Annotated in this window: 21 protein-coding genes and 1 riboswitch; of the genes, 11 read left to right on the top strand and 10 right to left on the bottom strand. The window is 70.5% G+C overall.

Translation table 11 applies throughout. The features are described from left to right. The 6 genes from K206_RS0117065 to K206_RS0117040 form a co-directional block, all read right to left on the bottom strand. Positions 1–692: FAD-dependent oxidoreductase (locus tag K206_RS0117065; RefSeq protein ID WP_020203610.1), on the bottom strand; the 692-nt coding region annotated here is incomplete at its 3' end. Between the two features lie 48 nt (positions 693–740). Further along, a riboswitch (glycine riboswitch) is annotated at positions 741–865 on the bottom strand. Between the two features lie 150 nt (positions 866–1,015). Beyond that, positions 1,016–1,600, bottom strand: a complete 585-nt coding sequence (locus K206_RS0117060) for a cold shock and DUF1294 domain-containing protein (protein WP_020203609.1) — start codon at positions 1,598–1,600, stop codon at positions 1,016–1,018. A gap of 101 nt (positions 1,601–1,701) precedes the next feature. Beyond that, positions 1,702–2,112 carry an FKBP-type peptidyl-prolyl cis-trans isomerase gene (locus K206_RS0117055; RefSeq protein ID WP_020203608.1) on the bottom strand — a complete coding sequence of 137 codons (411 nt, stop codon included), beginning with the start codon at positions 2,110–2,112 and terminating at the stop codon, positions 1,702–1,704. 120 nt (positions 2,113–2,232) lie between these two features. Continuing rightward, complete coding sequence (locus tag K206_RS0117050; protein WP_020203607.1) at positions 2,233–3,678, bottom strand: short-chain fatty acid transporter; 1,446 nt, start codon at positions 3,676–3,678, stop codon at positions 2,233–2,235. Between the two features lie 10 nt (positions 3,679–3,688). Beyond that, complete coding sequence (locus K206_RS0117045; RefSeq protein WP_020203606.1) at positions 3,689–4,672, bottom strand: ornithine cyclodeaminase family protein; 984 nt, start codon at positions 4,670–4,672, stop codon at positions 3,689–3,691. Positions 4,673–4,737: 65 nt separating this feature from the next. Next, the gene (locus tag K206_RS0117040) at positions 4,738–8,205 is read right to left on the bottom strand and encodes a molybdopterin-dependent oxidoreductase (RefSeq protein WP_020203605.1); all 3,468 of its coding nucleotides are present in this window, start codon (positions 8,203–8,205) and stop codon (positions 4,738–4,740) included. 96 nt (positions 8,206–8,301) lie between these two features. Between K206_RS0117040 and K206_RS0117035 the strand changes: the two genes are divergently transcribed. After that, entirely contained in the window at positions 8,302–9,213 is a 912-nt protein-coding gene (locus K206_RS0117035) for a LysR family transcriptional regulator (protein WP_029043737.1), read from the top strand. A 51-nt stretch (positions 9,214–9,264) separates the two neighbouring features. Here K206_RS0117035 and K206_RS0117030 read toward each other — a convergent pair whose 3' ends face one another. After that, a complete protein-coding gene (locus K206_RS0117030; protein WP_043366834.1) occupies positions 9,265–10,257 on the bottom strand; it encodes a tripartite tricarboxylate transporter substrate binding protein in 993 nt (330 codons plus the stop codon). A 177-nt stretch (positions 10,258–10,434) separates the two neighbouring features. Further along, complete coding sequence (locus K206_RS0117025; protein WP_020203602.1) at positions 10,435–11,346, bottom strand: LysR family transcriptional regulator; 912 nt, start codon at positions 11,344–11,346, stop codon at positions 10,435–10,437. Positions 11,347–11,679: 333 nt separating this feature from the next. Between K206_RS0117025 and K206_RS0117020 the strand changes: the two genes are divergently transcribed. The 4 genes from K206_RS0117020 to K206_RS0117005 all read left to right on the top strand — a co-directional run bounded on the left by K206_RS0117020 (position 11,680) and on the right by K206_RS0117005 (position 17,971). Beyond that, on the top strand, positions 11,680–13,035 hold the full coding sequence (locus tag K206_RS0117020) for an MmgE/PrpD family protein (RefSeq protein ID WP_020203601.1): 1,356 nt from the start codon (positions 11,680–11,682) through the stop codon (positions 13,033–13,035). 16 nt (positions 13,036–13,051) lie between these two features. Beyond that, complete coding sequence (locus K206_RS0117015; protein ID WP_020203600.1) at positions 13,052–15,295, top strand: acetate--CoA ligase family protein; 2,244 nt, start codon at positions 13,052–13,054, stop codon at positions 15,293–15,295. A 46-nt stretch (positions 15,296–15,341) separates the two neighbouring features. Beyond that, positions 15,342–16,505, top strand: coding sequence for an acyl-CoA dehydrogenase family protein (locus K206_RS0117010; protein WP_020203599.1), 1,164 nt, complete (start codon positions 15,342–15,344; stop codon positions 16,503–16,505). 233 nt (positions 16,506–16,738) lie between these two features. Beyond that, positions 16,739–17,971 carry a bifunctional alpha/beta hydrolase/OsmC family protein gene (locus tag K206_RS0117005; RefSeq protein ID WP_020203598.1) on the top strand — a complete coding sequence of 411 codons (1,233 nt, stop codon included), beginning with the start codon at positions 16,739–16,741 and terminating at the stop codon, positions 17,969–17,971. A 151-nt stretch (positions 17,972–18,122) separates the two neighbouring features. On the opposite strand, the gene K206_RS0117000 is transcribed toward K206_RS0117005, so the two are convergent. Continuing rightward, entirely contained in the window at positions 18,123–18,524 is a 402-nt protein-coding gene (locus K206_RS0117000; protein WP_020203597.1) for an OsmC family protein, read from the bottom strand. A gap of 346 nt (positions 18,525–18,870) precedes the next feature. Between K206_RS0117000 and K206_RS0116995 the strand changes: the two genes are divergently transcribed. Beyond that, positions 18,871–19,794 (top strand): amino acid ABC transporter substrate-binding protein, encoded by a 924-nt coding sequence (locus tag K206_RS0116995; RefSeq protein WP_029043735.1) that lies wholly within the window; start codon positions 18,871–18,873, stop codon positions 19,792–19,794. Positions 19,795–19,885: 91 nt separating this feature from the next. Here the strand turns inward: K206_RS0116995 and K206_RS0116990 are convergent, their stop codons facing one another. Beyond that, entirely contained in the window at positions 19,886–20,779 is an 894-nt protein-coding gene (locus K206_RS0116990) for a MurR/RpiR family transcriptional regulator (protein WP_020203595.1), read from the bottom strand. Positions 20,780–20,980: 201 nt separating this feature from the next. Here K206_RS0116990 and K206_RS0116985 point away from each other — a divergent pair, with 201 nt between their 5' ends. From K206_RS0116985 to K206_RS0116965, 5 genes are all read left to right on the top strand, one after another. Further along, a complete protein-coding gene (locus tag K206_RS0116985) occupies positions 20,981–22,306 on the top strand; it encodes an aspartate aminotransferase family protein (RefSeq protein WP_020203594.1) in 1,326 nt (441 codons plus the stop codon). A 250-nt stretch (positions 22,307–22,556) separates the two neighbouring features. Next, positions 22,557–23,387 (top strand): phosphonate ABC transporter ATP-binding protein, encoded by an 831-nt coding sequence (gene phnC, locus K206_RS0116980; protein WP_020203593.1) that lies wholly within the window; start codon positions 22,557–22,559, stop codon positions 23,385–23,387. A gap of 109 nt (positions 23,388–23,496) precedes the next feature. After that, the gene (gene phnD, locus K206_RS0116975; RefSeq protein ID WP_020203592.1) at positions 23,497–24,492 is read left to right on the top strand and encodes a phosphonate ABC transporter substrate-binding protein; all 996 of its coding nucleotides are present in this window, start codon (positions 23,497–23,499) and stop codon (positions 24,490–24,492) included. A 177-nt stretch (positions 24,493–24,669) separates the two neighbouring features. Then, positions 24,670–25,461, top strand: coding sequence for a phosphonate ABC transporter, permease protein PhnE (gene phnE / locus K206_RS0116970; RefSeq protein WP_020203591.1), 792 nt, complete (start codon positions 24,670–24,672; stop codon positions 25,459–25,461). A 67-nt stretch (positions 25,462–25,528) separates the two neighbouring features. Next, positions 25,529–26,042: phosphonate degradation HD-domain oxygenase (locus tag K206_RS0116965; protein ID WP_020203590.1), on the top strand; the 514-nt coding region annotated here is incomplete at its 3' end.

Here is a 26,042-nt window from a genome sequence, read left to right as displayed (position 1 = left end):
CCCTTGGCATGCAGGTGCTGCACTCGCACGCCGTAGCGAAAGCGCACGCCGAGCGCCTCGCAGCGCGCCGCCAGCGCGGTGGTGAAGCGGTGCACGTCGCCCGATTCGTCCTCGCTGGTATAGGTGGCGCCGGCCAGGCGCGGCGCGATGTGCGCCAGCGCCGGCTCCAGCCGCACCACCTCGTCCGGGCCGATCACGCGGCGCTCGCAGCCCAGCTCGCGCATGATGCGCGCCGGCTCGATGGCCGCGTCGAACTCTTTGTGGCTGGTGTAGAAGTGCAGGATGCCGCGCGTCAGGTGGTCGTACTCGATGCCGGTTTCGGTGCGCAGCGCCTGCAGGCTGGCGCGGCTGTAGGTGCCCAGGTTGAGCAACTGGACCATGTTGTGGGTGGAGCGCCGCGCCGAGCACTCGCGCAGGAACTTCAGGCCCCACGACCACTGCGCCGGATCGGCGCGCAGGCGGAACAGCAGCGGCGCGTCCTCGCGCCCCAGCCAGCGCAGCATCTTCAGCGGCGCGCCCGGGTTGGCCCACGGCTCGGCATGGCTGACGGAGATCTGCCCGCCGTTGCCGAAGCTGGTTTCGCGGGCCGCGCCCGCATTGCGCTCCAGCACCACCACCTCATGCCCGGCGCGCGCCAGGTACCACGCCGAGGCGACGCCGATCACGCCGGCTCCCATCACGATGACTTTCATTTCTCAGGCTCCGGATAGCAAAAAGGGACAGCCAGGCCATCCGGCCTGTCTGTCCCCACTGTCCTTTTACCTGAGAGATTCGCCGCACCCGGCATGGGTGGCGGCTTGCCCCTTCGGCGGCCGCGTGCCGCTCACCTTGTCGGTGCGGCCCGGCGCTCTCCAGTTCGTTCGGTTTCCAGTCTTTTGCACCTGAGCGTTTCAGGGGTACGCCTTCGGTAGAGGGGCCTTCCCTTGCGTGGTGAAGGCGCCTCGTTCTCCTGGAAGGCGCAAGGTAACACGGCTCGATCGGCGCCGGCAAGCGCCGCCCGCGCGGGTGTTGCGGCTTACGCGTCCAGCACCGTCGCCCAGAGCACCATCGCCCCGACGTTCAGCAGGACCGTGGCCCAGAAGGTGGCCTGGAACGACGCCTTGCGGTTCTTGTGCCGCAGCAGGTGCTGGGCCGCCAGCGCGCCCGGCCAGCCGCCGCACAGCGCGAGCAGGTGCAGTTCGCTCTCCGGAATGCGCTGTTCGCTGCGCACGGCGCGCCGCTTGTCGACGGCATAGCGCGCGAAGGCCGCCACGCTCAGCCCGAGGCTGGCCAGCGCCACGCCGCGCGGCAGACGGCCGGCGAGCGAAGCCGCGAAGATCGCCAGCAGCGCGAAAGCCGCCGCCAGCGCCGGCAGCAGGTTCGCCCGTCCCGCCGTCCCGGCCTGCCCGGGCGCGCCCGCGATCGAGACCTGGCTCGCCTGCGGGCGGCCGTCCTTGCCCGCCGACAATTCGAACGACACGCGGTCGCCGACCTTGGGCGCGACGGCGCGGCCCTGCAGCGCGCTGATATGGAAAAAAACGTCTTTCGACTGGGCGTGGATCTCGATGAACCCATAGCCCTTGTCGGCATGCCATGCCTTGATCCGTCCGCCTTTTCTCATCCTCGTGCCTGCATTCTTGTCGACAGAGAAGTGTAGCGGATGCGGCAGGCCGGCAGCGCCGCGCACGGCCCGCCGGAGCAGGCCATGCGCCGGTGCCCTGGTCAGCCGCCGATGCCCAGCAGCTCGACCTCGAAGTTCAGCGTCGCGTTGGGCGGGATCGTGCCGGGCACGCCGCGCGAGCCGTAGGCGGTCGGGCCCGGGCAGACCAGCTTGGCCTTGCCGCCGACCTGCATCTTCTGCACGCCCTCGGTCCAGCACGGGATCACGCGGTTGAGCGGGAACGAGATCGGCTGGCCGCGCTTGTACGAGCTGTCGAACTCGGTGCCGTCGGTGAGCGTGCCGCGGTAGTGGACCTTGACCGTGTCGGACGCCTTGGGCGACGGGCCGGTGCCCTTGACGAGGTGCTGGATGGTCATGCCCGAGGGCAGCGTCTCGGCCGGGCCCGCGGGCGCGGCGGCGTGGACGGCGCCGGCGGTGGCGAGGGCGGCGAGGAACAGGGTGATCTTCTTCATCGTTGGCTTGGCTGGGTGGAAAAATCGGGTTCCGGCCGTGGCCGGAAAGCCGCATCTTAAACCGGGACGCGGGCCGCCCCGGCGTTTTCCTCCCGCGCGGGTCCCCGCGCCATCGATCCGTCAGGGCATCACGGGCGGACGATAGGGCAGCGTGGTCGCGAAGGCCCACAGCATGAACAGCACCAGCGGCGCGTGGACCAGCAGCTGGGTGAAGGTGAAGCCCACCACGTCCTTGGCGCGGATGCCGAGCACGCCCAGCAGCGGCAGCATCCAGAACGGGTTGATGAGGTTGGGCAGCGCCTCCGCGGCGTTGTACACCTGCACGGCCCAGCCGAGGTGGACCTGCAGCTGGTTGGCGGCCTGCATCACGTAGGGCGCCTCGATGACCCACTTGCCGCCGCCGGAGGGCACGAAGAAGCCCAGCACCGCCGAATAGACGCCCATCACCGCGGAGAACGATTCGCGGGTCGCCACCGAGACGAAGGCCGAGGCCAGGTGGTGCGACAGGCTCGCGCCGTCCACGCCGGTGGCCTTGGTCAGCATGAACGCGATGCCGCCGTACAGCGGGAACTGGATCAGCACGCCGGCCGTGGACGGCACGGAGCGCGCGACCGCGCGCAGGAAGCGCCTGGGCCGCCAGTTCAGCAGCATCCCCAGCATCAGGAACAGGAAGTTGTAGGTGTTGAGGTTGGAGATCGCCAGGATGGGGTCCTTGCTGGTGAATTCGTGCACCAGCCAGCCGGCGCCGAGCGCGACGATGACCACGGTCAGCAGCGGGCTGTATTCGAGCCATTCGCCGGGACGCGTGGGGCGCGCGGTCACGTCGGCAGCATCGTCGAGGTCCACGCCCATGTCCTGCGCGGTGCGCGCGCGGTCGCCGGCGGGCGCGGAGAAATAGGCCACCAGCAGCGAGGCGGCGATCAGCACGGCGGTCATCGCCATCGACTGCCACAGGAAGATGGTTTCGGCGAACGGGATCACGCCGGTGATGTCGAGCAGCGACTTGGGCAGGCTGGCCGGGTTCGCCTGCAACTGCGCCGCCGACGAGCTCAGGCCGAGCGCCCAGGTGGCGCCCATGCCCAGGTAGGCGGCCGCGCTGGCGGCCCGGTAATCCACGCGCAGCCCGCTGCGGCGGGCGATGGCGCGCACCAGCAGGCCGCTGAAGATCAGGCTGATCGCCCAGTTCAGCAGCGAGGTCAGCAGGCTCACCAGCGCCACGAAGGCGACCGCGCCGCGCGCCGTCCTGGGCAGCGCGGCGAGCCGCGCGATCAGCAGCGACGCCGGCGGCGACGCCGCCACCACGTAGCCGGAGATGGCCACCACCGCCATCTGCATGGTGAACGGGATCAGGCTCCAGAAGCCGTCGCCGAAGGCCTGCGCCACGCTCTGCGTGGAGGCGCCGATGCCGAGCGCGCCGAGCGCGACCACCACCACCGCGATCGCGGCGAAGATGTAGGAATCGGGGAACCAGCGCTCGGACCAGTCGGTGACCTTGACGGCCAGGCGTTCCAGCCCGCCGCGGCTCGGGGGATCTTCGCTTTCCAGCGACAGGGGTGTGCTCGTCATTGCTCTCTCCTTACTTTGCCAGGGATATGGCGCGCGGCGCGGTGCCGCGCGGGTCTTCGAATCCTTCGTAGGCCATGACGGCCGCGGCCAGGTCTTCCAGCGCGGTGCCGACTGCCTTGAACACGGTGATTTCGCGCTCGTCCGCGCGTCCCGCATGGGTCTGCCGGCACAGCTCGGCGAGCGTGGCGCGGATGTCGGCGGCGCGCAGCACGCCCTGCCCGATGGGGTGGAGCAGGTCGCCCGCCTTGAGGATGGCTTCGCCGGTGTCGACGAACACCGAGGTGCCGCCGAAGCAGGCGTCGTCGGCCTCGCGCATCTCGGGCGTGAAGCCGCCGATCAGGTCCAGGTGCGTGCCGGCGCCGAGGAAGGCGCGCCGCACCAGCGGCACGGTGGCCAGCGTGGCCGAGGTCACGATGTCGGCGCCATCGCAGCCCGCCTCCACGGATGCCGCCACGCGCGCGTCGAAGCCGTCGGCGCACAGCCGGGCGGCCAGCGCGGCGGCCTGCCCGGCGTCGATGTCCCATACCGCGACGCGCGCCACCGGCCGCACCGCGCGGTAGGCGTGGGGCAGCAGGCTCGCCACCCGCCCCGCGCCGATCACCAGCATGGACGACGCCCCGGGCCGGCTCAGGTACGAGGCGGCCAGCGCCGACGCGGCGGCGGTGCGGCGCGAGGTGATCTCGTTGCCGTCGATCATCGCCAGTGGCCGGCCGGTGCGCGCGTCGTGCAGCAGGTAGGTCGAGTACAGGCCGGGCAGCCCGGCCTGCGTGTTGCCGGGATAGATGGTGACGGTCTTCACGCCGAGATAGGCGCCGGTCTGCCAGGCGGGCATCAGCAGCACCGTGCCCGTGCTCGTACCCTGGCCGGGCGCGCCGATGGCGTGGCTGTGCCGCTGCGGGACCTCGCAGCCGCGGATGAAGGCCTCGCGCAGGGCGGGGATGAGCGCGTCGAACGGCAGCAGCGCGCGGGTGGTGTCGGAGTCCAGTGTCAGCATGGTCGCGTGATGAAGTGAGAAGGGAGGAAACGGTCGCTGGCGGTGGCGGGCCTGGCGCGCCGCGCTCAGGCGTCGAGCACGAGGTCGCTGGCGGGGATGGCCTGGCACGCAAGGCACATGCCGGGGTCCTCGGGATCTTCGCCGTGCAGGTGGCGCACCTGGCCGGAGGCGACCGGCACCGCGCAGCTCTCGCACTGCCCGACGCGGCAGCCGCTGGGCAGCGCCACGCCCAGCCGCTCGGCGAAGCCCAGCAGCGGCCCGTGCGCCGAATGCCAGGTGCCGGCCATGCCGGACCTGGCGAACACCACGCGGAACTGCTGCGCGGGGCCGGCCGGCGCGCGCCCCGGCGCGCGGAAGACCTCGCGGAAGATGTCCGAGCGGTGCACGCCGAGCGCCGCCAGCCCGTCGGCAAACGCGGTCATCATCGGCGCCGGCCCGCACATGTAGACCAGCGGGCGCGCGGCCAGCCACGGCGCGGGCACGTGGCCGGCGCCGACGCGCCCGGCCACGTCGTAGTCGGTGCCGGGCCGGTCGCGGGGGTCCGGGCAGTCGTAGAAATCGATGATTTCCAGGCCGCGGATCTGCCGGCGCAGCGCGCGCAGGCGCGCCCGGAACGCGTGAGCCTGCCCGTTGCGGTTGGCGTACAGCAGCAGGATCCGGGGCGGGTCGTCGACGCCTTCCAGCGATTCGAGCAGCGAGAGGAACGGCGTGATGCCGATGCCGCCGGCCAGCAGCACCAGCGGGCGCCGCGTGCGCACCGGCATCACGAAGGTGCCGGACGGCGCCCGCAGCGCGACCGCGTCGCCCACCGCGAGGCGCTGGTTGATGTGGGAGGACACCAGCCCGGGCACGGCGCCGCCGGCGCGGCGCACCGAAATCGAATAGCCGCGCCGCCCCGGCACCGTGGCCGGGCCGGTGAGCGAATACGAGCGCACCGCGTCCTCGCCGCCGGGCTGCGCGGCGAGCTGGATCGTCACGTGCTGGCCGGGCAGGAAATCGGGCAGGCCGCCGCCGTCGGCGGGCTCCAGGAAGACCGACGTGACCTCGTGCGCCTCCTTGCGCAGGCCGGCCACGCGGAACGCGCGATAGCCCTCCCACGCGCGCCGCGCCACGTCCAGCCCCGGCTCGCGCTCGACGTTGCAGCGGAACGCGCGCAGCGGCACGGAGCCGCTCAGCGGGTCGATGCTGTCGGTGCCGATCAGCCCGTTGTAGTTACTGTTGCCCGGCCCGGCCACCGGCAGCGGCGCCTGGGCCAGCGCGTCGCAGCGCTGCCACCAGCCGAACTCGCCGACCACCACGCGCGGATGCAGCCCTTCCCTGACCCGGGCGGTGAAGGTGGCGCTGCCGGCGGACGTGCTCACGCGGATGGCGTCGCCGCTGGCGATGCCGCGCGCGGCGGCCAGCGCGGTGGAGATCTCCGCCTCCGGGCGCGGCGCCTTGCGCCTGAGCGACGGCAGGCCGCGATGCTGGCTGTGGCAGTAGTAGCCGCTCTTGGCCGAGGTCAGCATGAACGGGAACGGCTCCAGGGCCGCGCCGGGCGCGCTGTTCGCCGCGGGCGAATGCTCCGTGGGCGACGACGGGCGTGGCAGCGCCGGGTAGCCGTGGCGCAGCAGCAGCTCGGAGTACAGCTCCACCACGCCGGTCTGCGTGTCGAACGCGCGCCCGCGCGGCTTGGCCGCGTATTTCCTTTCCACGTCGGCCACCGGCACGCGGATGCCTTCGGGGTGCTGGCGCAGCTGGCTCACCGTCAGGCCGCTGGGCGCCAGCATGTGGTTCCAGCCGGCTTCCAGGCTGCCGCCGAAGAACGCGTCCGACATGCCCAGCCTGAGCGCGAGGTCGAACACGATGTCGTTGTCCGAGCGCGATTCGCCGCGCGGCGAGACCATGCGCTGGCGCAACTGCACCAGTTGCTCGGCTTCCGCGCTGATCTCGAAGCCGATGCGCAGGCCCTCGCGCTCCCACGGCGTGTTGACCGGCAGCAGGATGTCGGCGTAGCGCGCGCTGGGCGTCTCGAACAGGTCGCAGTGCGCGTAGAAGTCCAGGCTGCGCAGCGCGCGCGCGCCGTCCTCCACGTCGGCCTGCGACAGCAGCGGGTTGGTGCCGAATGCCACCAGCGCGCGCACGCGGTACGGCTGCGCATGGAGGATGGCGCGGTAGAGGTCGCGCGCGGTGATCCAGCCCTGCGCGGGCGGGCCCAGCGGCCGCTCGCCGTAGCCGAGTGCCTTGGCCTTCTGCTCCGGCGGCAGCAGGCCGAAGCCGCTGACCGGGTTGTAGGGCGGCTTCTGGTAGACGCGGTTGCCGCCGGCGCGGTCGAAGCTGCCGGTCAGCGCGTACAGGCAGGCGATGGCGCGGTCGGTCTGGGTCGCGTTGTCGTGCTGGCCCACGCCGGACCAGGCGTGATAGGCCACCGGCCCGGCGCTGGCGAACAGGCCGGCGGCCTGGCGGATGTCGCCCTCGGGTACCCAGGTCAGCTCGGCGGCCAGCGCCGCGGGGTAGCGCGCGCATTCCTCGGCATACAGGTCGAAGGCGGGCCGGCACGCGATCGCGGGCAGGCCGGGGGCGCCGGCGTCGCCCACGCTGAACGTGCCGCGCAGCGCGACGTGGGGGAAATCGGCGGGCCGCAGCCCGGACCAGGGCTGTGCCCGCGCGGCGCGCGCGTTCCACGCCAGGTAGGCGTCGCCGTCGGCCAGGCCGACGTCGCGCCCGCGCAGGAAGCGCCCGTTGTCGCTGCGCACCAGCAGCGGCCCGTTGGTCCACTGGCGCACGAAGTCCAGGTCGAAGGCGTTGGCCTCGATCAGCAGGTTGGCGATGGCCAGCGCCAGCGTGGCGTCGGTGCCGGGGCACACGCGCAGCCACTGGTCGGCCTGCGCGGCCAACGCGGTCTCGCGCGGATCGACCACCAGCAGCCTGGCGCCGGCCTTCCTGCCCGCGCCGATGGCGTCGGCCTGCGACAGCCAGGTATTGGCCGGGTTGTGCCCCCACAGCACGATGAGCCCGGCCTGGCGGTAGTCCGCGGTCGGCATGCCGCAGCCGAAGGTGAAGGCGTGGGCGTAGTCCTTGTGCCAGTTGCAGATTTCGGTGGCGTAGCAGGTGTTGGGGCTGCCGAAGAGCCGGATGAAGCGCTCGATCCAGTCGATGCTGTCGCTCAGCGGCGTGCCGCTCGGCGTGGTGACGGCGAACGCCACCGATTCGGCGCCGCTCTCGCGCCGGGCCTGCAGCATGCGGGCGGCGATCTCGGCCAGCGCCTCGTCCCACGAGATGCGCTGCCAGCCGGGGTCCGGATCGGTCTTGGGGTTGGTGCGCCGCATCGGGTGGAGGATGCGCTCGGCGCTGTGCACCAGCTCGGGCGCGGACTTGCCTTTCAGGCACATGGCCTTGCCGGTCGGGTGGGCCGGGTCGGGCCGCACCGACAGCAGCGTGTCGTTCTCCACCACGTTGACCGTGCCGCAGCGCGAGCGGCACAGCGTGCAGTAGCCGTGTTTTTCCATCTTGCCCGGGGTGCTTCCCGGTACGTCGTGCGGTTCGTCGTTCATTGCCGGCCCATGCGTCTTGTCTCCAGGGCGGATGCTAGCTAGCATGGCCGGGTATTTCTAATTCTTAATTTTGAAGAAGCAATATCGGAAAAATCGATGCTCCCCACTTTGAAGCAGGTACAGCATTTCCTCGCGGTGGCCGAGTGCGGGCAGGTGTCGCGCGCGGCGCTTCGCTGCCATGTCTCGCAGTCGTCGATGACGGCGTCGCTCAAGGGGCTGGAGGAGGCGCTCGGGGCGCAGCTGTTCACGCGGCACGCCAGCGGCATCCGCCTGACCGACGCCGGCGCGCGTTTTCTGCGGCATGCGCAGCGTATCGAGGATTCGGTGCTGGACGCGGTGGAGGCCGTCGGCGTGTCTCCGGTGGAGATCAGCGGCATGGTGCGCCTGGGCGTGACCGAGACCATCACGGCCTACGTGCTGCCCGGCCTGCTGCCGTTAATCGAGCGGAAGTTTCCGATGCTTCGGCTCGAAGTGCTGGAGCGCGAGCGGCACGACCTGGAAAGCGGCATCCTGGAGGGCCGGATCGACATGGCGCTGCTGCTGGTATCGAACCTGCCGGGCCTGGGCCATGTCACCTGCGAGACACTGCTGCGCTCGCCGCGGCAGTTGTGGGGGCACCCGGAGCATCCGCTGATGACGGCCGAGCGCGTCGGGCTGGCCGACGTGGCGCGGCACGACTACATCCTGCTGGACATGGACGAGCACATCTCCACGGTCGGCAAATACTGGGGCCAGTACGGACTGGCGCCCGCGGTGCGCTACCAGAGCTGCTCGATCGAGGCGGTGCGCAGCCTGGTGGCGGCCGGGCGCGGCGTGGCCATCCTGTCCGACCTGGTCTACCGGCCGTGGTCGCTGGAGGGCCAGCGCATCACGCGGCGCGGGCTGGCCGACAAGGTGCCGTCGATGGACGTGGGCCTGGTGTGGAAGCGCCAGCCGGCCACGCCCGGCAACGTGGTGGCGATGGCCGACTTCCTGCGCGGCGCGGTGCGCGAGAAGGCCAGGTTCTAGCCGGCGCGAGCGGGGCCATGCCGGCGCGGCATCCGGGCCGTCCGGGCCGCTTCAGTCGATGCGCGCGCCGCTGGCCTTGACGATCGGCTGCCAGGCCTGGTACTCGGCCACCACGAACTTGCCGAACGATTCGGGCGTGTAGGTCATCGGCTCGGCGCCCTGCATCACGAACTTCTTGCGGATGTCGGGGCGGTTGACCGCCTCGGCCACCGCCTTGTTGAGCCTGGCCACGATCTCCGGCGGCGTGCCCTTGGGCGCGAACAGGCCGAACCACGCGCCGGTCACGAGGTTCTTCACGCCGGCTTCGGCCATCGTCGGGGTGTCGGGCAGGGCTTCGGCGCGCTTCGCGCTGGTCACGGCCAGCGGGCGCAACTGGCCCGCGCGGATATGGCTCATCACCGACGGGATGGTGGCGAACATGAACTGCACGCGCCCGGCCAGCAGGTCGTTGAGCGCATCGGCGCCCTTGTACGGCACGTGCACGGCGTTGGCGCCGGTGCGCTCGTTGAACAGCGCGCCGGACAGGTGGGCCGCGGTGCCCACGCCGGTGGACGCGAAGTTCATCTTGCCGGGATGGGCCTTGGCGTAGGCCACCAGCTGGCTCACGTCGGCGGCGGGCACGCCCGGGTGCACCACCAGCACGTTCGGCACGTCCGCGATCGGCGCGACGGCGGCCAGCGTGGTCTGCGGATTGACCTTCAGGTTGGGATAGAGCGTGGGGTTGATGGCGATCGGGCCGACCGAGGTGGCCAGCAGCGTGTAGCCGTCCGGCGCGCTCTTGGCCACGAATTCGGTGCCGATGTTGCCGCCCGCGCCGGGCCGGTTTTCCACCACCACGGTCTGCTTGAGGGTCTGCCCGAGCTGGTTGGCCACTTCGCGCGCCAGGATGTCGGTGGTGCCGCCGGCCGAGAACGACACGATCATGCGGATGGGTTTGTTGGGATAGCTGTCGGTGCCGGCGATGGCAGCGGTGCTGGTGAGAGCGCTGGCGGCGCCGGCCAGCAATAGCAATGCGGCGGCGTGCAGCCGCTTTGTCGGATTCATGTCTCGCTCCACGGTTCGAGGTGGTTTCGGCCCGCGCTGCATTGGCGCGGACCGTTGGAGACATCGTAGGGGCCTGGCGCGGCCCAGCGTTGATCAAAGAGAAACGCTGCTTTCTTTGCGCATGATGGCTGGCTGCGCCGCCGCGCAACGACGCCAGGATCCTTTTGAAACGACTTCTCAGCGCGCGCGCTGGTAGTGCCGCTCCATGCTGGCGCACTGGCCCAGGTAGTCCAGCAGGCGCGCCGTGCCGGCCGGCAGCGACTGGCGGTCGCGCACGCACACGTAGAAATTGCGCGCGGCCCAGGCGTCGGTCAGCGTCAGCAGGCTCAGTCCCATCATGCCCAGGTAGTTCCTGGCGATGCCCTCCGGCACCACGGCGATGCCCAGCCCCTCGCGCACCATGCGGCAGCGCGCCTCGAAGTTCGAGACCTGCGTCTTCACCGTGAGCGGGCGCGAGATGGTGCTGCTCACCAGCTGCAGGAACGCATCGAACGTGTGGCGCGGGAAATAGCCGAGGAAATCGTAGTCCAGCGCGTCTTCGAGCCGCAGCGAGCCGCGCGCCTCCAGCGGGTGGCCGCGCGGCACCACCAGGCCGACGCGGTCCGAGCGGTAGGGCAGCGAGAACACGCCGGGGCTGGGCGCCTCGGCGTGGTAGATGCCGATGTCGGCGTCGCCGTTGGAGACCATGCGCGGGATGTCGAAGCTGAACGACTCGATCAGGTCGATGCGGCTGTCGGGCGCGCTTTGCTGGAAGCCGCTGATGTCGGTGGGCAGGAACTGCAGGATGGTGGACGGGTTGGCCGCCAGCCGGATCTTGGCGGTGCCGTCGGTGGAGTACACGGTCAGCGCTTCCTCGGCCAGCCGGATGCTGCGCACGATGGCCTTGGCGCGCTGGTAGAGCATGGCGCCGGCCGGCGTGGGCTCCACGCCGCGGCCATGCCGCACCAGCAGCGCGGTGCCCGCCTGGCGCTCCATCTCGGAGACGCGCTTGCTGGCGGCCGAGGTGACGAGGTTCTCGCGCTCGGCTGCGCGGGACAGGCTTTTTTCCTCGACGGCGGCGATGAGGATTTCCAGGGAGGCGATGTCCATGCGGGGTAGGGAATGCGTGAGGAAAGACGGCAAGAAAACGAACAGAGCGAACAGGGCGAACAGAGGACGCGGGCGGGCGCCGCATCCGTTGCGCAGCAATGCTATGCATGCGCGCCGCCGCCGTCAAACCGGATTTTCCCGGGCGTGACGGCAACGCCGCCGCAGGCCCTCCGCCGGCGGCCTGGCGGGCCCGCGCATGCGTCGCTTCACGTGCCTGCTCACGAGCTTTCACCAAATTTCAAGTCTCGGTGCCGCGCGCTCCCTAACATTGGGCACCTGGACAGACACGCCGCGCAAGGCGGAAGAACGACAAGAGACAAGGAGCGACGCAGCATGGTGATCGAAGAACTGGCCGAGTATGTCGGCGCGCAGGGCCGGCGCGCGTTGCCGCCCGAGGTGGTGCACTACGGCAAGCGTGCCGTGATCGACTGGTTTGCCGCGCTGTTCCCGGGCACGCGCATGTCGCCCGGCACGAACCTCGTGCAGGCGCACCGCGCGGAGCTGGGCGTGGGCGCGGCCTCGGTGGTGGCGCACGGCACCACGGCATTCCCGGCCACGGCGGCGTGGATCAACGGCAGCGCGTCCCACGCGGCCGAGTTCGACGACATCTTCCGCGATGCCGTCTACCATCCCGGCTGCCCGACCATCGCCGCGGCGCTGGCGCTGGCCGAGTCGCGCGACGCCTCGGGCGAGGACTTCCTGCGCGCGGTGGTGGCGGGCTACGAGGTCTCCACGCGCATCGGCGCGGCGATCCAGCCCGCGCACTACCGCTATTTCCACACCACCGGCACGGTGGGCTGCTTCGGCAGCGCCGCGGCCGGCGCGCTGCTGGTGTCGCCCGGCGACGCCACCGTGGCGGCCGACGCGCTGGCCACCGCCGCCACCTTCGCCTCGGGCCTGCAGCAGGCCTTCCGCTCCGACGCCATGACCAAGGCGCTGCACGCCGGCCACGCCGCCCAGGTGGGCGTGCAGGCCGCGCAGGCCGCGGCCGCCGGCGTCAACGGCGTGCACGACATCCTCGAAGGCGCGGCCGGCTTCGGCGCGGCGCTGTGCGGCAACCCCGACTGGACGGCCGTCACGCAAGGGCTGGGCACGGACTACAACGTGCTGCGCATCACGCAGAAGAACCACGGCTGCTGCGGCCATACGTTCGCGGCCATCGACGCGGCCATCGCGCTGGTGCGCGAGCACGGCATTGCCGCCGAGGCGATCGAGTCGGTCACGGTCGACACCTACCAGACCGCGCTCGACGTGACCGGCAACGCCACGCCGCGCACCGCGTTCGAGGCGCGCTTCAGCCTGCCCTACGTGGTCGCGCACGGCATCCTGCACGGCGCGGTGCGGCTCGATGCGTTCTCCGACGCGCGCCTGGCCGACGCGGGCATCCGCCAGTTGATGCGCGCGGTCGTGCTGCGGGCCGATCCCGGGCTGACCGCGGCGTTTCCGCGCCAGCGCGCGGCGCGCGTGGAAATCCTGCTCAAGGACGGCACGCGCCACGCGCATTTCGCGCCGTACCGCAAGGGCGACCCCGAAGCCCCGCTCGACGACGCCACGCTGGCGGACAAGTTCACCGAGCTGGCCGCGCCCGTGATCGGCGGCGACGCCGCGCGCGCGCTGCTGGCCGCGCTGTGGCAGCTCGATGCCGGCAGCGTGCGCGCGCTGCGGCTGGCGGAACTGGGAAGGGCCTGAAACGATGAGAAACGACATGAAAGAAGTGATCGAAACCACCGCGCAGGCGGGCGGCGCCGCCGGGGTGGAAGCTGGCAATAGCGTGGGCAATAACGCTGGCAATAGCGTCGGTGGCAAGCAGTCCGACACCACGCGCCCGGCGACCGGCGCCGCGCTGGCCGCCGCGCTGTTCGCGCCGCGCTCGGTGGCGCTGATCGGGGCCTCCAGCGATATCGCCAAGAACACCGCCCGGCCCATGCGCTTCATGCGCAAGCACGGCTACGGCGGCAGCCTCTACCCGATCAACGCCACGCGCGCCGAGGTGCTCGGCGAGAAGGCCTATCCGTCGCTGGCGGCCGTGCCGGGGCCGGTGGACCACGCCTTCGTCATGGTGCCGGGCAGCCAGGTCGAGGCCGCGCTGGCGCAATGCGCGGCCAGCGGCGTGAAGGTGGTCACGGTGTTCTCCGACGGCTTCGCCGAGACCGGCGAGGCCGGCATGGCCGCGCAGCAGGCGCTGGTGCGCAAGGCCGCGGAGGCGGGCGTGCGGCTGGTCGGGCCCAACAGCATCGGCGTGGTCAACGTGGCGGCCGGCGCGGTGCTGTCCGTCAACGCGGTGTTCGAGATGGACGAGCTCCATGCCGGCCCCATCAGCCTGGTCTCGCAAAGCGGCTCGATGCTCGGCGCGCTGCTGTCGCGCGGCGCCGCGCGCGGGCTGGGCTTCGCCAAGCTGGCGTCGGTCGGCAACGAGAGCGACGTCGGCGTGGGCGAACTGGTCGACCTGCTGGTCGACGATGCCGAGACCGGCGTCATCCTGCTGTTCCTGGAAACCATCCGCGACGCCGCCGTGCTCGGCCCGGCGCTGCGCCGCGCGCGCGCCGCGGGCAAGCCGGTGATCACCTACAAGCTGGGCCGCTCGGCGCAGGGCGAGGCGCTGGCGCAGTCGCACACCGGCGCGCTGGCCGGCAACGACGCCGCGGTCGACGCGTTCCTGCGCAAGCACGGCGTGATGCGCGTGGAAATGCTGGAAACGCTGTTCGAGGCCGCGCCGCTGGCGCAGCGCTACGGCAGCCGCGTGCCCGCGCTGGCGCGCCCGCCGCGCGTGGCGGTGGTCACTACCACGGGCGGCGGCGCGGCCACCGTGGTCGACCGCCTGGGGCTGTCCGGCATCGAGGCGGTGGCGCCGCCCGACGCCTTCATCGCCCACATGGCGGCGCGCGGCGTGCGCATCCGCCAGACCCCCATCATCGACCTGACGCTGGCCGCGACCAGCGCGCAGTACAAGGACTTGGTCGAGCAACTGCTGCAGAGCGACTGGTGCGACGCCGTGCTGTGCGTGGCCGGGTCGTCGGCGCAGTTCCATCCCGAGCTGGCCGTGCGTCCCATCGTCGAGGCCGCCGGCAGCGGCGCCGGCAAGCCGCTGCTGGCCTTCCTCGCGCCGGAGGCGGCGGCATCGCTGCGCGTGCTCCAGGCCGCGGGCGTGGCCGCGTTCCGCACGCCGGAGGCCTGCGCCGATGCGCTGGCGCAACTGTTCCAGGCGGCGCGCGCGCCGGCCGACAGCGGCGACGCGCCCGCGCCGCAGGCATGGCCGCGCGGCCTGCCGCTGGCCGGCGACCTGTCCGAATACGAGGCCGCCCAGGTGTTCGCGGCGCTGGGCGTGCCGATCGCGCCGCTGGCGCTGGTGCCCGCCGGCGAGGCCCATCACGGCATTCCCTATCCGGTGGTCGCCAAGATCTGCTCGCGCGACATTCTGCACAAGACCGACGTGGGCGGCGTGCGCGTGGGCGTGCGCGACACCCGCGAGCTGGAGCAGGCCGGCGCGGCGATCCTGGCCAGCGTGGCGCGCGCCGCGCCCGCCGCGCGCCTCGACGGCATCCTCGTGCAGCGCATGGAGGACAAGCTGCTGGAACTGATGCTGGGCTACCGCGACGACCCGCTGGTCGGGCCCGTCGTCATGCTCGGCGCGGGCGGCATCGCCGCCGAGCTGCACGCCGACGTGAGCCTGCGGCCCGCGCCGGTGACGCGCGAAGAGGCCGTGGAGATGATCGGCGAGGTGCGCAGCACGGCGCTGGTGCGCGGCTTCCGCGGCCTGCCGCGCGGCGACATGGATGCGCTGGCCGACGCCATCGTGCGCTTCTCGCGCCTGGCGGCGCTGCACGAGGTGCGCGTGCGCGAGGCCGAGATCAACCCGCTGTTCGTGCGCGCCGACGGCGTGGTCGGCGTGGACTGCGTGGTGCGGCTGGCGGAAGCGGACGCGCAGGATGCGCAGGACGCGCGGCATTGAGCCGCGGCATGGACAGGATTCACCGAAACAGCAAACGGAGACAACGATGGATTTCAAGCTGACCCCGGAGCAGGCCGAGTTCGAGCAGGCCGTGACCCGCTTCGCGCAGAAGGAGCTGCTGCCCGGCGCGGTGGCCCGCGCGCACACCGACGACTATCCCTGGGACGTGGCCCGCAAGATGAGCGCGCAGGGGCTGCTCGGCATCACCGTGGCCGAGGCCGACGGCGGCCAGGGCGGCAGCCTGATGGACGCCATCATCGCCATCCAGGCGGTGGCGGCGGTGTGCCCGCGCAGCGCCGACGTGATCCAGGCCGGCAATTTCGGCGCCATCCGCGTGCTGGCGGAGTACGGCTCGCCGGCGCAGAAGGACAAATGGCTCAGCCGCCTGCTGGCCGGCGAGGCGCTGATCTCGGTCGGCATGACCGAGCCCGAGGCCGGCTCCGCCGTGACCGAGCTGCGCACCACCGCCACGCCCGACGGCGACGATTTCATCATCAACGGCACCAAGGTCTTCACCACGCACGGCCCGCACGCCGACGTGATCCTGGCCTACGTGCGCTTCGGCCCCGGCGTGGGCGGCATCGGCTCGGTGCTGATCGACACCCGCCTGCCGGGCGTGCGCATCGGCCAGCGCTCGCGCTTCATGTCGGGCGAGGAGTGGGCGCAGATCTACTTCGAGGACGTGCGCATCCCCGCCACCGACGTGCTGCTGGGCGAGGGCGGCTTCAAGAAGCAGATCGCCGGCTTCAACGTGGAACGCATGGGCAACACCGCGCGCTCGCTGGCGCTCGGCCGCTACGCCTACCAAGTGGCGCGTGAATGGGCCATGCAGCGCCGCCAGTTCGGCCGCCTGCTGTGCGAGTTCCAGGGCCTGCAATGGAAGTTCGCCGAGATGAAGATCAAGCTCGACGCCGGCCAGTTGCTGCTGTACCGCGCCGCCGCCAACGCCGACAGCGGCTTTCCGTCGGCCGAGGAGACCGCCATCGCCAAGGCCTTCTGCAACCAGGCCGGCTTCGACGTGGCCAACGAAGCGCTGCAGGTGATGGGCGGCATGGGCTACAGCCAGGAAGCGCTGGTGGAATACTGCCTGCGCCGCTGCCGCGGCTGGATGATCGCGGGCGGCTCGATCGAGATCCTCAAGAACCGCATCGCCGAGTCGGTGTTCGAGCGGACCTTCTCCCAGCGGCCGGAAAAGCCGAAGGCGGCGTAGTCATCCCGGCAGCTTGGATCGCCCGGGCGGCGGGCGCGGCATCGCCGCCGCCCGGGGTGCCTTCCTGTGTACAACGGAAGGCGCATGCTGGCAAGCGTGCGGCGCGCGGCCGCGCGCGCGGTGTGGCGCGCCGGGGCATTGCGCCCGGTAGCGCACGCCGCGCCGCCCCCGCGGCGCGAACTTGCGCTAGAGTGGGAACCCCCGCACAGCTTGCGTTACCGATGAGGATGCCCATGGAAGCCCAGCGCCTGCAGTTTCCCGGAAGCGATGGCGAGCAGCTCGCCGCGCGGCTGGATCTACCGGCCGGCCCGGTCCGGGCCTTTGCCCTGTTCGCCCATTGCTTCACCTGCGGCAAGGACGTGCTTGCCGCCACGCGCATCGCGCAGGCGCTCACCGAGCACGGCATCGGCGTGCTGCGCTTCGATTTCACCGGCCTTGGCGGCAGCGGCGGCGACTTCGCCAACACCAATTTCTCGTCCAACGTGGCCGACCTGCTGGCGGCGGCCGACTACCTGCGGCAGCACTACCGCGCGCCCGCGCTGCTGATCGGCCACAGCCTCGGCGGCGCGGCCGTGCTGGCCGCCGCGGAAGGCGTGCCCGAAGCCAGGGCCGTCGTGACCATCGCCGCGCCCAGCGATCCCGGCCACGTGGTCGGCCTGTTCGGCGAAGAAGCCGCGCGCATCGCGGCCGAGGGCGAAGCCGAAGTGCAGCTTGCCGGCCGGCCGTTCCGCATCAAGCGCCAGTTCCTCGAGGACGTGGGCGAGCAGAAACTGCTCGAGCGCGTGTCCCGGCTGCGCCGCGCGCTGCTGGTCATGCACGCGCCGCAGGACACCACCGTGGGCATCGACAACGCCACCCAGATCTTCATCGCCGCCAAGCACCCGAAAAGCTTCGTCTCGCTGGACCGCGCCGACCACCTGCTCACGCGCAAGGAAGACGCCATCTACGTGGCCAACACCATCGCCGCCTGGAGCCAGCGCTACCTCGGCACCGAGACGCTCGACATGCCGCCCGCGGTGGCCGAGGAAGGTTTCGTGCGGGTGGAAGAGGCGCACATCGGCAAGTACCAGCAGCGCATCGCCGCCGGCCCGCACCGGCTGGTGGCCGACGAGCCGGTCTCGTTCGGCGGCCTCAACGGCGGCCCGGCGCCCTACGACCTGCTGCTGGCCGGGCTCGGCGCCTGCACCTCGATGACCATGCGCATGTACGCGGACCGCAAGGGCTGGCCGCTCGAACACGTGGCCGTGTCGCTGCGCCACGAGAAGATCCACGCGGCCGACTGCTCGGACTGCGCCACCACCGAAGGCAAGATCGACTGGATCGAGCGCGAGATCACCATGCAGGGCCCGCTCGACGACGCGCAGCGCGCCGCCCTGCTGGAGATTGCCGACAAATGCCCGGTGCACCGCACCCTGCATTCCGAGGTGGTGATCCGTACCCATGCGGCGGAGGCTGGGGCGAAGTAGGTTTTCTTTGCTGGTAATCGGTCGCTGGTTTTCCCCCTCTCCCGCTTGCGGGAGGGAGAGTGGGAGTGGGAGTGGGTCAGCGCTCGCCAGAGCGAAGTCGCCCGCATGCCCCAATCGGGCAGCGCCCCAAGGCTTTTCCCGATAACGTCCCCTACACCAACGTCGTCTCGATCCGCGACGCCGCCTTCAGGAACAGCGTCACCGGCGTGCGCTCGCAGATCTGCGCGAGCCGCTCGCGTTCGGCTTCGCCCAGGTCGGCGCCGCTCACCTTGACCTCGCGCCGGATGAAGCGCGCTTCGTCCTTGCCCTGGAACACCGCCGTGACTTCCACGTCGGCCACCGGCCATCCCTTGCGCTGCATGTACATCTTCAGCGTGATCGCGGTGCAGGACACCAGCCCCGACAGCACGAAGGCGAACGGCGCCGGTCCCTGGTCGGTGCCGCCGAGGCCGGCGGATTCGTCGCCGGTCAGCGCGTGGCTGCCGGCCTGCAGGTGCACGAGATAGTTGGCGTCGGCGGGGCCCAGGCGGGCGGTGGCTTGTGAGTTCGACATGATGGGTCCAGGCAGGGGTTGCGGGGCGGCGCGTGTTTTCCGTTCTCGGATCAACGGCCCGGCGGCCGCGATGCGGCGGCGCGGGGCGCGGGCGGCGAAACCGATTGTAACCATGCCCGCGCCCGCCCGCAAAAGGGGCCGGCGGGGCCCGGGGCGCTGCCGTGCGCCAAAACCATGCCGCTTTGCACCATGTGTTTCACCACGATTGTGCATTGCATCGCCTGTTTCGGTTTTTTCTCGGAAAATACGATTGTTTCATGGTTATCCATGATGGAACAAATGTTGCTCAGTGGCTAGCATCTGAAACGACGACGGATGTCCGTATCCGCCAGACAAGGAGCAATCGATGAAAGCACTGGAAGCAACGAAGGCAATGAGGGCGGCGGTGTGCGGCATGGCCGCGGCGGTGTGCGGCGTGCCGGTAGCCTATGCGGCGGATGCGCCGGCCGGCGCCACGCTGGCCAAGATCCGGGAGACCGGGACGATCTCGATCGGGCACCGCACCTCGTCGATACCGTTCTCGTTCTACGACGGCAGCCAGAAGGTGGTCGGCTTTTCCCAGGACATCTGCGACAAGGTCATCGCCGAGGCCGGCAGGCGGGCCGGCGTGGCCAGCTTGCAGGTGCACATGGTGCCGGTGACGTCGCAGAACCGGATCTCGCTGGTGCAGAACGGCACCGTCGACCTGGAGTGCGGCGTGACCACCAACCTGAAGGCGCGGCAGCAGCAGGTGGCGTTTTCCACCACCTTCTTCGTGGCGGGCACGCGCCTGCTGGTGAAGAAGGGCAGCCCGGTGCAGGATTTCGGCGACTTGTCCGGCAAGGCCGTGGTGACCAACGCCGGCACCACCTCCGAGCGCATCCTGCGCAGGCTCAACGATGAAAAGAAGGCCAACATCGCCATCCAGAGCGCCAAGGACTACGGCGAGTCCTTCCTGATCCTGCAGTCGGGCCGGGTGGCTGCCTTCATGATGGACGACGTGCTGCTGTCGGGCGTCAAGACCACGGCGCCGGCGCCGGCCGATTGGACCGTGGTGGGCACGCCGCAGTCGTTCGAGGCCTACGGCTTCATGATGCGCAAGGACGATCCCGAGTTCAAGAAGCTGGTCGACGGTGTCATCACCGGCCTGATGAAGAGCGGCGAGATCCGCGTCATGTACGACAAATGGTTCAACAAGCCGATTCCGCCGAAGAACGTGAGCTTCGAGTTCCCGATGAGCGCCGCGGTCAGGAAGGCTTACGAGCAGCCGAGCGACGAGGCGTTCGAATAGGGCGATAGGGCGATAGGGCGATAGGGCGATAGGGCGATAGGGCGATAGGGCGATAGGGCGATAGGGCGGCGTTCAGCTTCCCTCAGCCTCTTCAGTTCCTTTTCGCCGCCACATACGCCCCGGTCTGGTGAAGCTGCCCCTCCGCCAGTTCGAGCGCCTTGATGGCGCCCTTGCCCTTTTTCGCCAGCAGTTGCTCGACCAGCGCCTCGGCCAGCGCCACGCCGGCGGTGATGGAGGGGAAGAAGGAGGGGCTGTCGAGCGAGAACAGCAGCGTGCAGTCGGCGTGCAGGGCGATCGGGGCGACGGTGCTGTCGGTCAGCGCGATCACGCGGCAGCCGGCTTCGTGCGCGGCGGTGGCCACGCGGATGCTTTCCTGCGAGTAGGGCGCGAAGCTGGCGACCACCACCGCGTCCCTGGGCGCGAAGGCGCGCAGCTCCATTTCCAGCGTGCCGGCGTCGCCGCGCACGAGGTGCACCGAGGCGCGGAACAGGCGGTAGAGGTAGTGGAAGGTGAAGGCGATCGGGTAGCACGAGCGGAAGCCCGCCACGTGCACGCTGGGCGCGGCGCTGATGAGCTCGGCCGCGCGCGGCATGGCGTCGGCGCTGGCGGCGCCGGTGCGCTCGAGGTTGCGGTGCTGGACTTCGAGCATCTCGGCCAGCATGCGCGTGGAGCCGCTTTCGCGCACCACCTTGCGGGCGCGCTTGGCGTAGGGCTGGGGGCCGCCGCGCAGCGAGGCCACGAACAGTTCGCGCAGGCCCTGCCAGCCGTCGAAGCCGAGGAACTGGGCCAGGCGTACCAGCGTGGCGGGTTGCACGCCGGCGTCGGCGGCGATCTTGCGCATGGACAGCATGGGCACTTCCTGCGGGTGGTCGAGCAGGTAGCGTGCGCCGGCCTGGAACTGCGCGCTGAGGGAAGCGAAGTGCTCGCGCAGGTGGGCCTGCAGGTCGTCCAGGGTCTGCGGCGGCTGGGGGCTTTCGGTCGGCATCGTGGGTCCGGTGTGAATGGATGCAACGATTGTTGCACAATCTTCGGCGGCGCGTTCCGGGCGGCTGGCCGGCGGGGCTCCGGCAAGCAAGAATCAAGTGAATCCATCCATCGTATTTGGGAAACATATGTTGCATACGCGGCGGCGTTTCCTTATACTTGCCCGGGCCGGCATCTCCGCCCCGTTCCCGTACCGCACACCATGACCCACGTCTTCCACCGCAATCCGCGCCAGGCGCTTCCCGTGGCCGTCGCCGGCCGCGGCATCGAGCTGATCGACAACAACGGCAAGCATTATCTCGATGCGTCCGGCGGCGCGGCGGTGTCCTGTCTCGGCCACGGGCATCCGCGCGTGATCGAGGCGATCAAGCGGCAGCTGGACGGCATCGCCTACGCGCATACCTCGTTCTTCACCACCGAGGTGTCGGAGGCGTTGGCCGACACGCTCGCGCGCGCCGCGCCGGGCGATCTCGATCACGTGTATTTCGTCTCGGGCGGCTCGGAGGCGGTGGAGGCGGCGCTGAAGCTCGCGCGGCAGTATTTCGTGGAGACCGGCCAGCCCGCGCGCCGCCATTTCATCGCGCGCCGGCAGAGCTATCACGGCAACACGCTCGGGGCGCTGGCCATCGGCGGCAATGCCTGGCGGCGCGAGCCGTTCCTGCCGCTGCTGGTGCCGGCGCATCACGTCTCGCCCTGTTATGCCTACCGCGACCAGCGCGCCGGCGAGACCGGCCAGCAATACGCGCAGCGGCTGGCCGACGAGCTGGAAGCGATGATCCTGGAGCTGGGGCCGGACAGCGTGGCCGCCTTCGTGGCGGAGACGGTGGTGGGCGCCACGGCCGGCGCGGTGCCGCCGGTGGCCGATTACCTCCGGCGTATCCGCGCGGTGTGCGACAAGTACGGCGTGCTGCTGATCCTCGACGAGGTGATGGCGGGCATGGGCCGCACCGGCTACCTGTTCGCGTGCGAGGAAGACGGCGTGGTGCCCGACATCGTGACCATCGCCAAGGGCCTCGGCGCGGGCTACCAGCCGATCGGCGCGATGCTGTCGACTGGCCGCATCTATGACGCCATCGTGGGCGGCAGCGGTTTCTTCCAGCATGGCCATACCTACATCGGCCACGCCACCGCGTGCGCGGCGGCGCTGGCCGTGCAGCGCACGATTGCCGAGGAGAATCTGCTCGACAACGTGCGGGCGCGCGGCGAGCAGCTGCGCGCGGGCCTGCGCGCGGCGCTCGGCGATCACCCCAACGTGGGCGACGTGCGCGGGCGCGGGCTGTTCGTCGGCGTGGAGTTCGTGGCCGACCGCGCCAGCAAGGCCACGCTGGACCCGGCCCTGAAGACGCATGCGCGGCTCAAGTCCGCGGCGATGCAGAACGGGCTGCTGGTCTATCCGATGGGCGGCACGGTCGACGGCGTGCATGGCGACCACGTGCTGTTCGCGCCGCCGTTCATCTGCACGGCGCAGGACATCGACCGCATCATTGCGCGTTTCGCCGACTCGGTGGCGGCGGTGCTGCCGGGCTGAGGCGCGCCCGGGGCGGGACCGGCGTCGGCAATGTCGTCTCCCGTCTACAGGACGGGCCGCCCGCCGGAAAGCGGCCCCCCCGGTCGCGCGCCGCGGCCGGGCGCCATGTCGTCCCGGCACCGCTTGGCATGCGCCGGCGGCATACCTGGCCGCTTTCCAGGGCGCCATGCTCGAACCTTCATCGTTTTGTCATCAGCGCCACCCAGAATGCGCTCACTGTTTATGCAAGTGATGATGCAAGGAGAGCGGGATGACGCATGCGATCGAAGTGCACGGCTTGTCCAAGTCGTTCCAGGCGGGACGCAAGGCGCTGGACAATGTCGGCCTCGCCGTCGCCCAGGGTGAAATGGTGGCGCTGCTGGGCGCTTCCGGCTCCGGCAAGTCCACGCTGCTGCGCCATCTGGCCGGTTTCGTGGCTGGCGACGCCGGCGCCGGCAAGGTCATCGTCAACGGGCGGGTGATCCAGCAGGACGGGCGCCTGGCGCGCGACGTGCGCCGCGCCCGCGCCGAGATCGGCTTCGTGTTCCAGCAGTTCAACCTGGTGGGGCGCCTGCCGGTGATCACCAACGTGCTGACCGGCATGCTGCCGCGCGTGCCGCTGTGGCGCAGCCTGGTGCGTTATTTCCGGAATGAGGAAATCGACGCGGGGCTGCAAGCGCTTGCCCAGGTTGGTATAGACGACTATGCGTTTCGACGGGCTTCGACCCTGTCGGGCGGCCAGCAGCAGCGCGCGGCGATCGCCCGCACGCTGGTGCAGAACGCGCAGGTGATCCTGGCCGACGAGCCGATCGCCTCGCTCGATCCGGAATCCGCGCGCCGCGTGATGGAGCTGCTCGCGCAGATCAACCGCACGCGCAAGGTGGCGGTGGTGGTGTCGCTGCACCAGGTGGACGTGGCGATGCGCTACTGCCCGCGCGTGGTCGCGCTGCGCCACGGCCAGGTGGTCTACGACGGCCCCTCGGCGGCGCTGACGGCGGCCATGCTGCGCGACCTCTACGGCACCGAAGCGGACGAACTCCTGCCGCATGACGCCTTGCAGGACGCGCCGGCGCTGGCGCCCGCCGGGCTGGCGGCCGCCTGACGCCGCGCGTCCCGCACCGGTCCCGATGTCTTTCCTGTAGCGCTTTCGCCAGTCTTACCGCAAGCAATCCCAACCCAGCCTCAATCCCGTTTTCTCCCGGAGCCTTTACATGCTGCGCAGAACCTTTGTTGCCCTGATCGCGACCGGCGCCGCCAGCGCGCTGTCGCTGCCCGCCCTTGCCCAGGAAGGCAAGACCATCACGATGGGCTTTATCTCGACCGAGACCTCCTCCAACCTGAAGTCGGCCTGGCAGCCGGTGATCGACGACCTCAGCAAGCAGCTCGGCATGCAGGTCAAGCCGTTCTTCGCCTCCGACTACGCCGGCATCATCGAAGGCATGCGCTTCAACAAGGTGCAGGTCGCGTGGTACGGCAACAAGGCGGCGATGGAAGCCGTGGACCGCGCCAACGGCGAAGTGTTCGCCTCGGTGATCGACAAGGACGGCAACCCCGGCTACTGGTCGCTGCTGATCGTCAACAAGGACAGCGACCTGAAGTCGGTCGACGACGTGATCAAGAACGGCAAGTCGCTGAGCTACGGCGCGGGCGACCCGAACTCGACCTCCGGCACCGCCGTGCCGGGCCACTACCTGTGGGGCGCGCGCAATATCGAGCCGAAGACGCTGTTCAAGACCGTGCGCGTGAGCAACCATGAAACCAACCTGCTGTCGGTGCTGAACAAGCAGGTCGACGTGGCGGTGAACAACACCGAGAACTTCGAGCGCTATCGCATCAACACCGGCAAGAACGCCTACGACCAGGTGCGCGTGCTGTGGAAGTCGCCGCTGATCCCGGCCGATCCGCTGGTCTACCGCAAGGACCTGCCGGCCGACCTCAAGCTCAAGATCAAGACCTTCTTCGTCAACTACGGCAAGGGCGCCGACGCCGCCCGCGAGAAGGCCAACCTGGCCCCGCTGACGTACCAGGGCTTCCGCGCCTCGACCGACGCGCAACTGGTGCCGATCCGCCAGATCGAGCTGGCCAAGGAAAAGGCCAAGATCGAGTCCGACACCACGCTGGCCGGCGCCGACAAGGAAAAGCGCCTGGCCGACGTGAGCCGCAAGCTGGCCGAGCTGGACAAGGTCGCCGCGGCCAGCGCCCAGTAAGCGCCACCGCCAGCTTCACCGCAGCAACGTAGCAGCCGTACCGCAGCAGCCGCGCCGCCGCGCGCGGCCCGTCCCGCAGAACCGGGGCGGGCCGCCCGGGCGGCGCCGCAGTACTCACGCCCGCCTTTCCGGGCTTCCGGTTTTCTTGTCTTTATGCATCGTCCCGCCAACCCCGCCATGATCCCAGCCACCTCGCCCCGCGCCGCCCGTCCGCCGCGCACCAGCCTGCCAGTCCTGTTCGTGTGGGCCGTGGTGCTCGCGCTGCTGGCGCTGTCCTGGCAGGGCGCCGACATGCGCCCGCTCGATCTGCTGCGCGACTCCGGCAACATGGGCAAGTTCGCCGCCGACTTCTTCCCGCCGAGCTTCCGCGACTGGCGCATCTATCTCGACGAGATGATCGTGACGGTGCAGATCGCCATCTGGGGCACCTTCCTGGCCGTGGTGGCGGCGGTGCCGCTGGGCCTGGCGTGCTCGGCCAACATCGTGCCGGGCTGGGTCTACCAGCCGATGCGGCGCGTGATGGATGCCTGCCGCGCCATCAACGAAATGGTGTTCGCCATGCTGTTCATCGTGGCGGTGGGCCTGGGGCCCTTCGCCGGCGTGCTGGCGCTGTGGGTGCATACCACCGGCGTGCTGGCCAAGCTGTTCTCCGAGGCGACCGAGTCGATCGACCCGCGCCCGGTCGAGGGCGTGCGCGCCACCGGCGCCAACGCGCTGGAGGAAATCGTCTACGGCGTGATCCCGCAGGTGCTGCCGCTGTGGATCTCGTTCGCGCTGTACCGCTTCGAATCCAACGTGCGCTCGGCCTCGGTGCTGGGCATCGTCGGCGCCGGCGGCATCGGCACCGTGCTGTGGGAGATCATCCGCAGCTTCCAGTACGCCGAGACCTGCGCCGTGATGATCATCATCGTCATCTTCGTCACCGGCATCGACGTGCTGTCCGCCCAGATCCGCAAGGCGCTGGTCTGAGCGCGACGCCACCACGTCCGGCGCGCAACCCGGAAGACGCCGGCTTTTCCACTCGACACATCAGTTCATGACCATCCTCAGGCGCATCGAAATCCTCTTCTCCGGCCACGGCGCCAACTACTACGGCGGAGAAGCCATCACCCAGACCGAGCACGCGCTGCAATGCGCCCACCTGTCCGAGCAGGCCGGCGACCCCGAGCCGCTGGTGGTGGCCAGCCTGCTGCACGACCTCGGCCACCTCGTGATGGCCGAGGACAGCACCACCGACATGCGCCACCAGGAAGTCGGCGCCGACCTGCTCGCGGTCGGCTTCGGCCCGGCCGTGACCGAGCCGGTCCGCCTGCACGTGGCCGCCAAGCGCTACCTGTGCGCCATCGAGCCGGGCTACCAGGCCGCGCTGTCGCCGGCTTCGCAGCAGAGCCTGGCGCTGCAGGGCGGCCCGTTCGACGCGGCCCAGGCCGAAGCCTTCCTCGCGCAGCCCCACGGCGCGGAGGCGGTGCGCCTGCGCCGCTACGACGATCTCGCCAAGGTGGTCGGCCTCGCCACGCCGCCGCTGGAACATTACCTGCCGATCGTGGCGC

The sequence above is a fragment of the Cupriavidus sp. WS genome (assembly GCF_000395345.1).
GTDB lineage: Bacteria > Pseudomonadota > Gammaproteobacteria > Burkholderiales > Burkholderiaceae > Cupriavidus > Cupriavidus basilensis_B.
Note: the sequence above shows the minus strand (reverse complement) of the source record. Positions and strands in the feature narration are given on the sequence as shown.

What these genes read in the sequence shown, in the direction of transcription:
- K206_RS0117045 (WP_020203606.1), bottom strand. Translation starts at nt 4,672, where the DNA reads ATGCTGACACTGGACTCCGACACCACCCGCGCGCTGCTGCCGTTCGAC.
- K206_RS0117000 (WP_020203597.1), bottom strand. Translation starts at nt 18,524, where the DNA reads ATGTCGAACTCACAAGCCACCGCCCGCCTGGGCCCCGCCGACGCCAAC.
- K206_RS0117050 (WP_020203607.1), bottom strand. Translation starts at nt 3,678, where the DNA reads ATGACGAGCACACCCCTGTCGCTGGAAAGCGAAGATCCCCCGAGCCGC.
- K206_RS0117025 (WP_020203602.1), bottom strand. Translation starts at nt 11,346, where the DNA reads ATGGACATCGCCTCCCTGGAAATCCTCATCGCCGCCGTCGAGGAAAAA.
- K206_RS0117040 (WP_020203605.1), bottom strand. Translation starts at nt 8,205, where the DNA reads ATGAACGACGAACCGCACGACGTACCGGGAAGCACCCCGGGCAAGATG.
- K206_RS0117010 (WP_020203599.1), top strand. Translation starts at nt 15,342, where the DNA reads ATGGATTTCAAGCTGACCCCGGAGCAGGCCGAGTTCGAGCAGGCCGTG.
- K206_RS0117035 (WP_029043737.1), top strand. Translation starts at nt 8,302, where the DNA reads ATGCTCCCCACTTTGAAGCAGGTACAGCATTTCCTCGCGGTGGCCGAG.
- K206_RS0117020 (WP_020203601.1), top strand. Translation starts at nt 11,680, where the DNA reads ATGGTGATCGAAGAACTGGCCGAGTATGTCGGCGCGCAGGGCCGGCGC.
- phnE (WP_020203591.1), top strand. Translation starts at nt 24,670, where the DNA reads ATGATCCCAGCCACCTCGCCCCGCGCCGCCCGTCCGCCGCGCACCAGC.
- K206_RS0116995 (WP_029043735.1), top strand. Translation starts at nt 18,871, where the DNA reads ATGAAAGCACTGGAAGCAACGAAGGCAATGAGGGCGGCGGTGTGCGGC.
- K206_RS0117030 (WP_043366834.1), bottom strand. Translation starts at nt 10,257, where the DNA reads ATGAATCCGACAAAGCGGCTGCACGCCGCCGCATTGCTATTGCTGGCC.
- phnC (WP_020203593.1), top strand. Translation starts at nt 22,557, where the DNA reads ATGACGCATGCGATCGAAGTGCACGGCTTGTCCAAGTCGTTCCAGGCG.
- K206_RS0116990 (WP_020203595.1), bottom strand. Translation starts at nt 20,779, where the DNA reads ATGCCGACCGAAAGCCCCCAGCCGCCGCAGACCCTGGACGACCTGCAG.
- K206_RS0117055 (WP_020203608.1), bottom strand. Translation starts at nt 2,112, where the DNA reads ATGAAGAAGATCACCCTGTTCCTCGCCGCCCTCGCCACCGCCGGCGCC.
- K206_RS0117060 (WP_020203609.1), bottom strand. Translation starts at nt 1,600, where the DNA reads ATGAGAAAAGGCGGACGGATCAAGGCATGGCATGCCGACAAGGGCTAT.
- phnD (WP_020203592.1), top strand. Translation starts at nt 23,497, where the DNA reads ATGCTGCGCAGAACCTTTGTTGCCCTGATCGCGACCGGCGCCGCCAGC.
- K206_RS0117015 (WP_020203600.1), top strand. Translation starts at nt 13,052, where the DNA reads ATGAAAGAAGTGATCGAAACCACCGCGCAGGCGGGCGGCGCCGCCGGG.
- K206_RS0117005 (WP_020203598.1), top strand. Translation starts at nt 16,739, where the DNA reads ATGGAAGCCCAGCGCCTGCAGTTTCCCGGAAGCGATGGCGAGCAGCTC.
- K206_RS0116985 (WP_020203594.1), top strand. Translation starts at nt 20,981, where the DNA reads ATGACCCACGTCTTCCACCGCAATCCGCGCCAGGCGCTTCCCGTGGCC.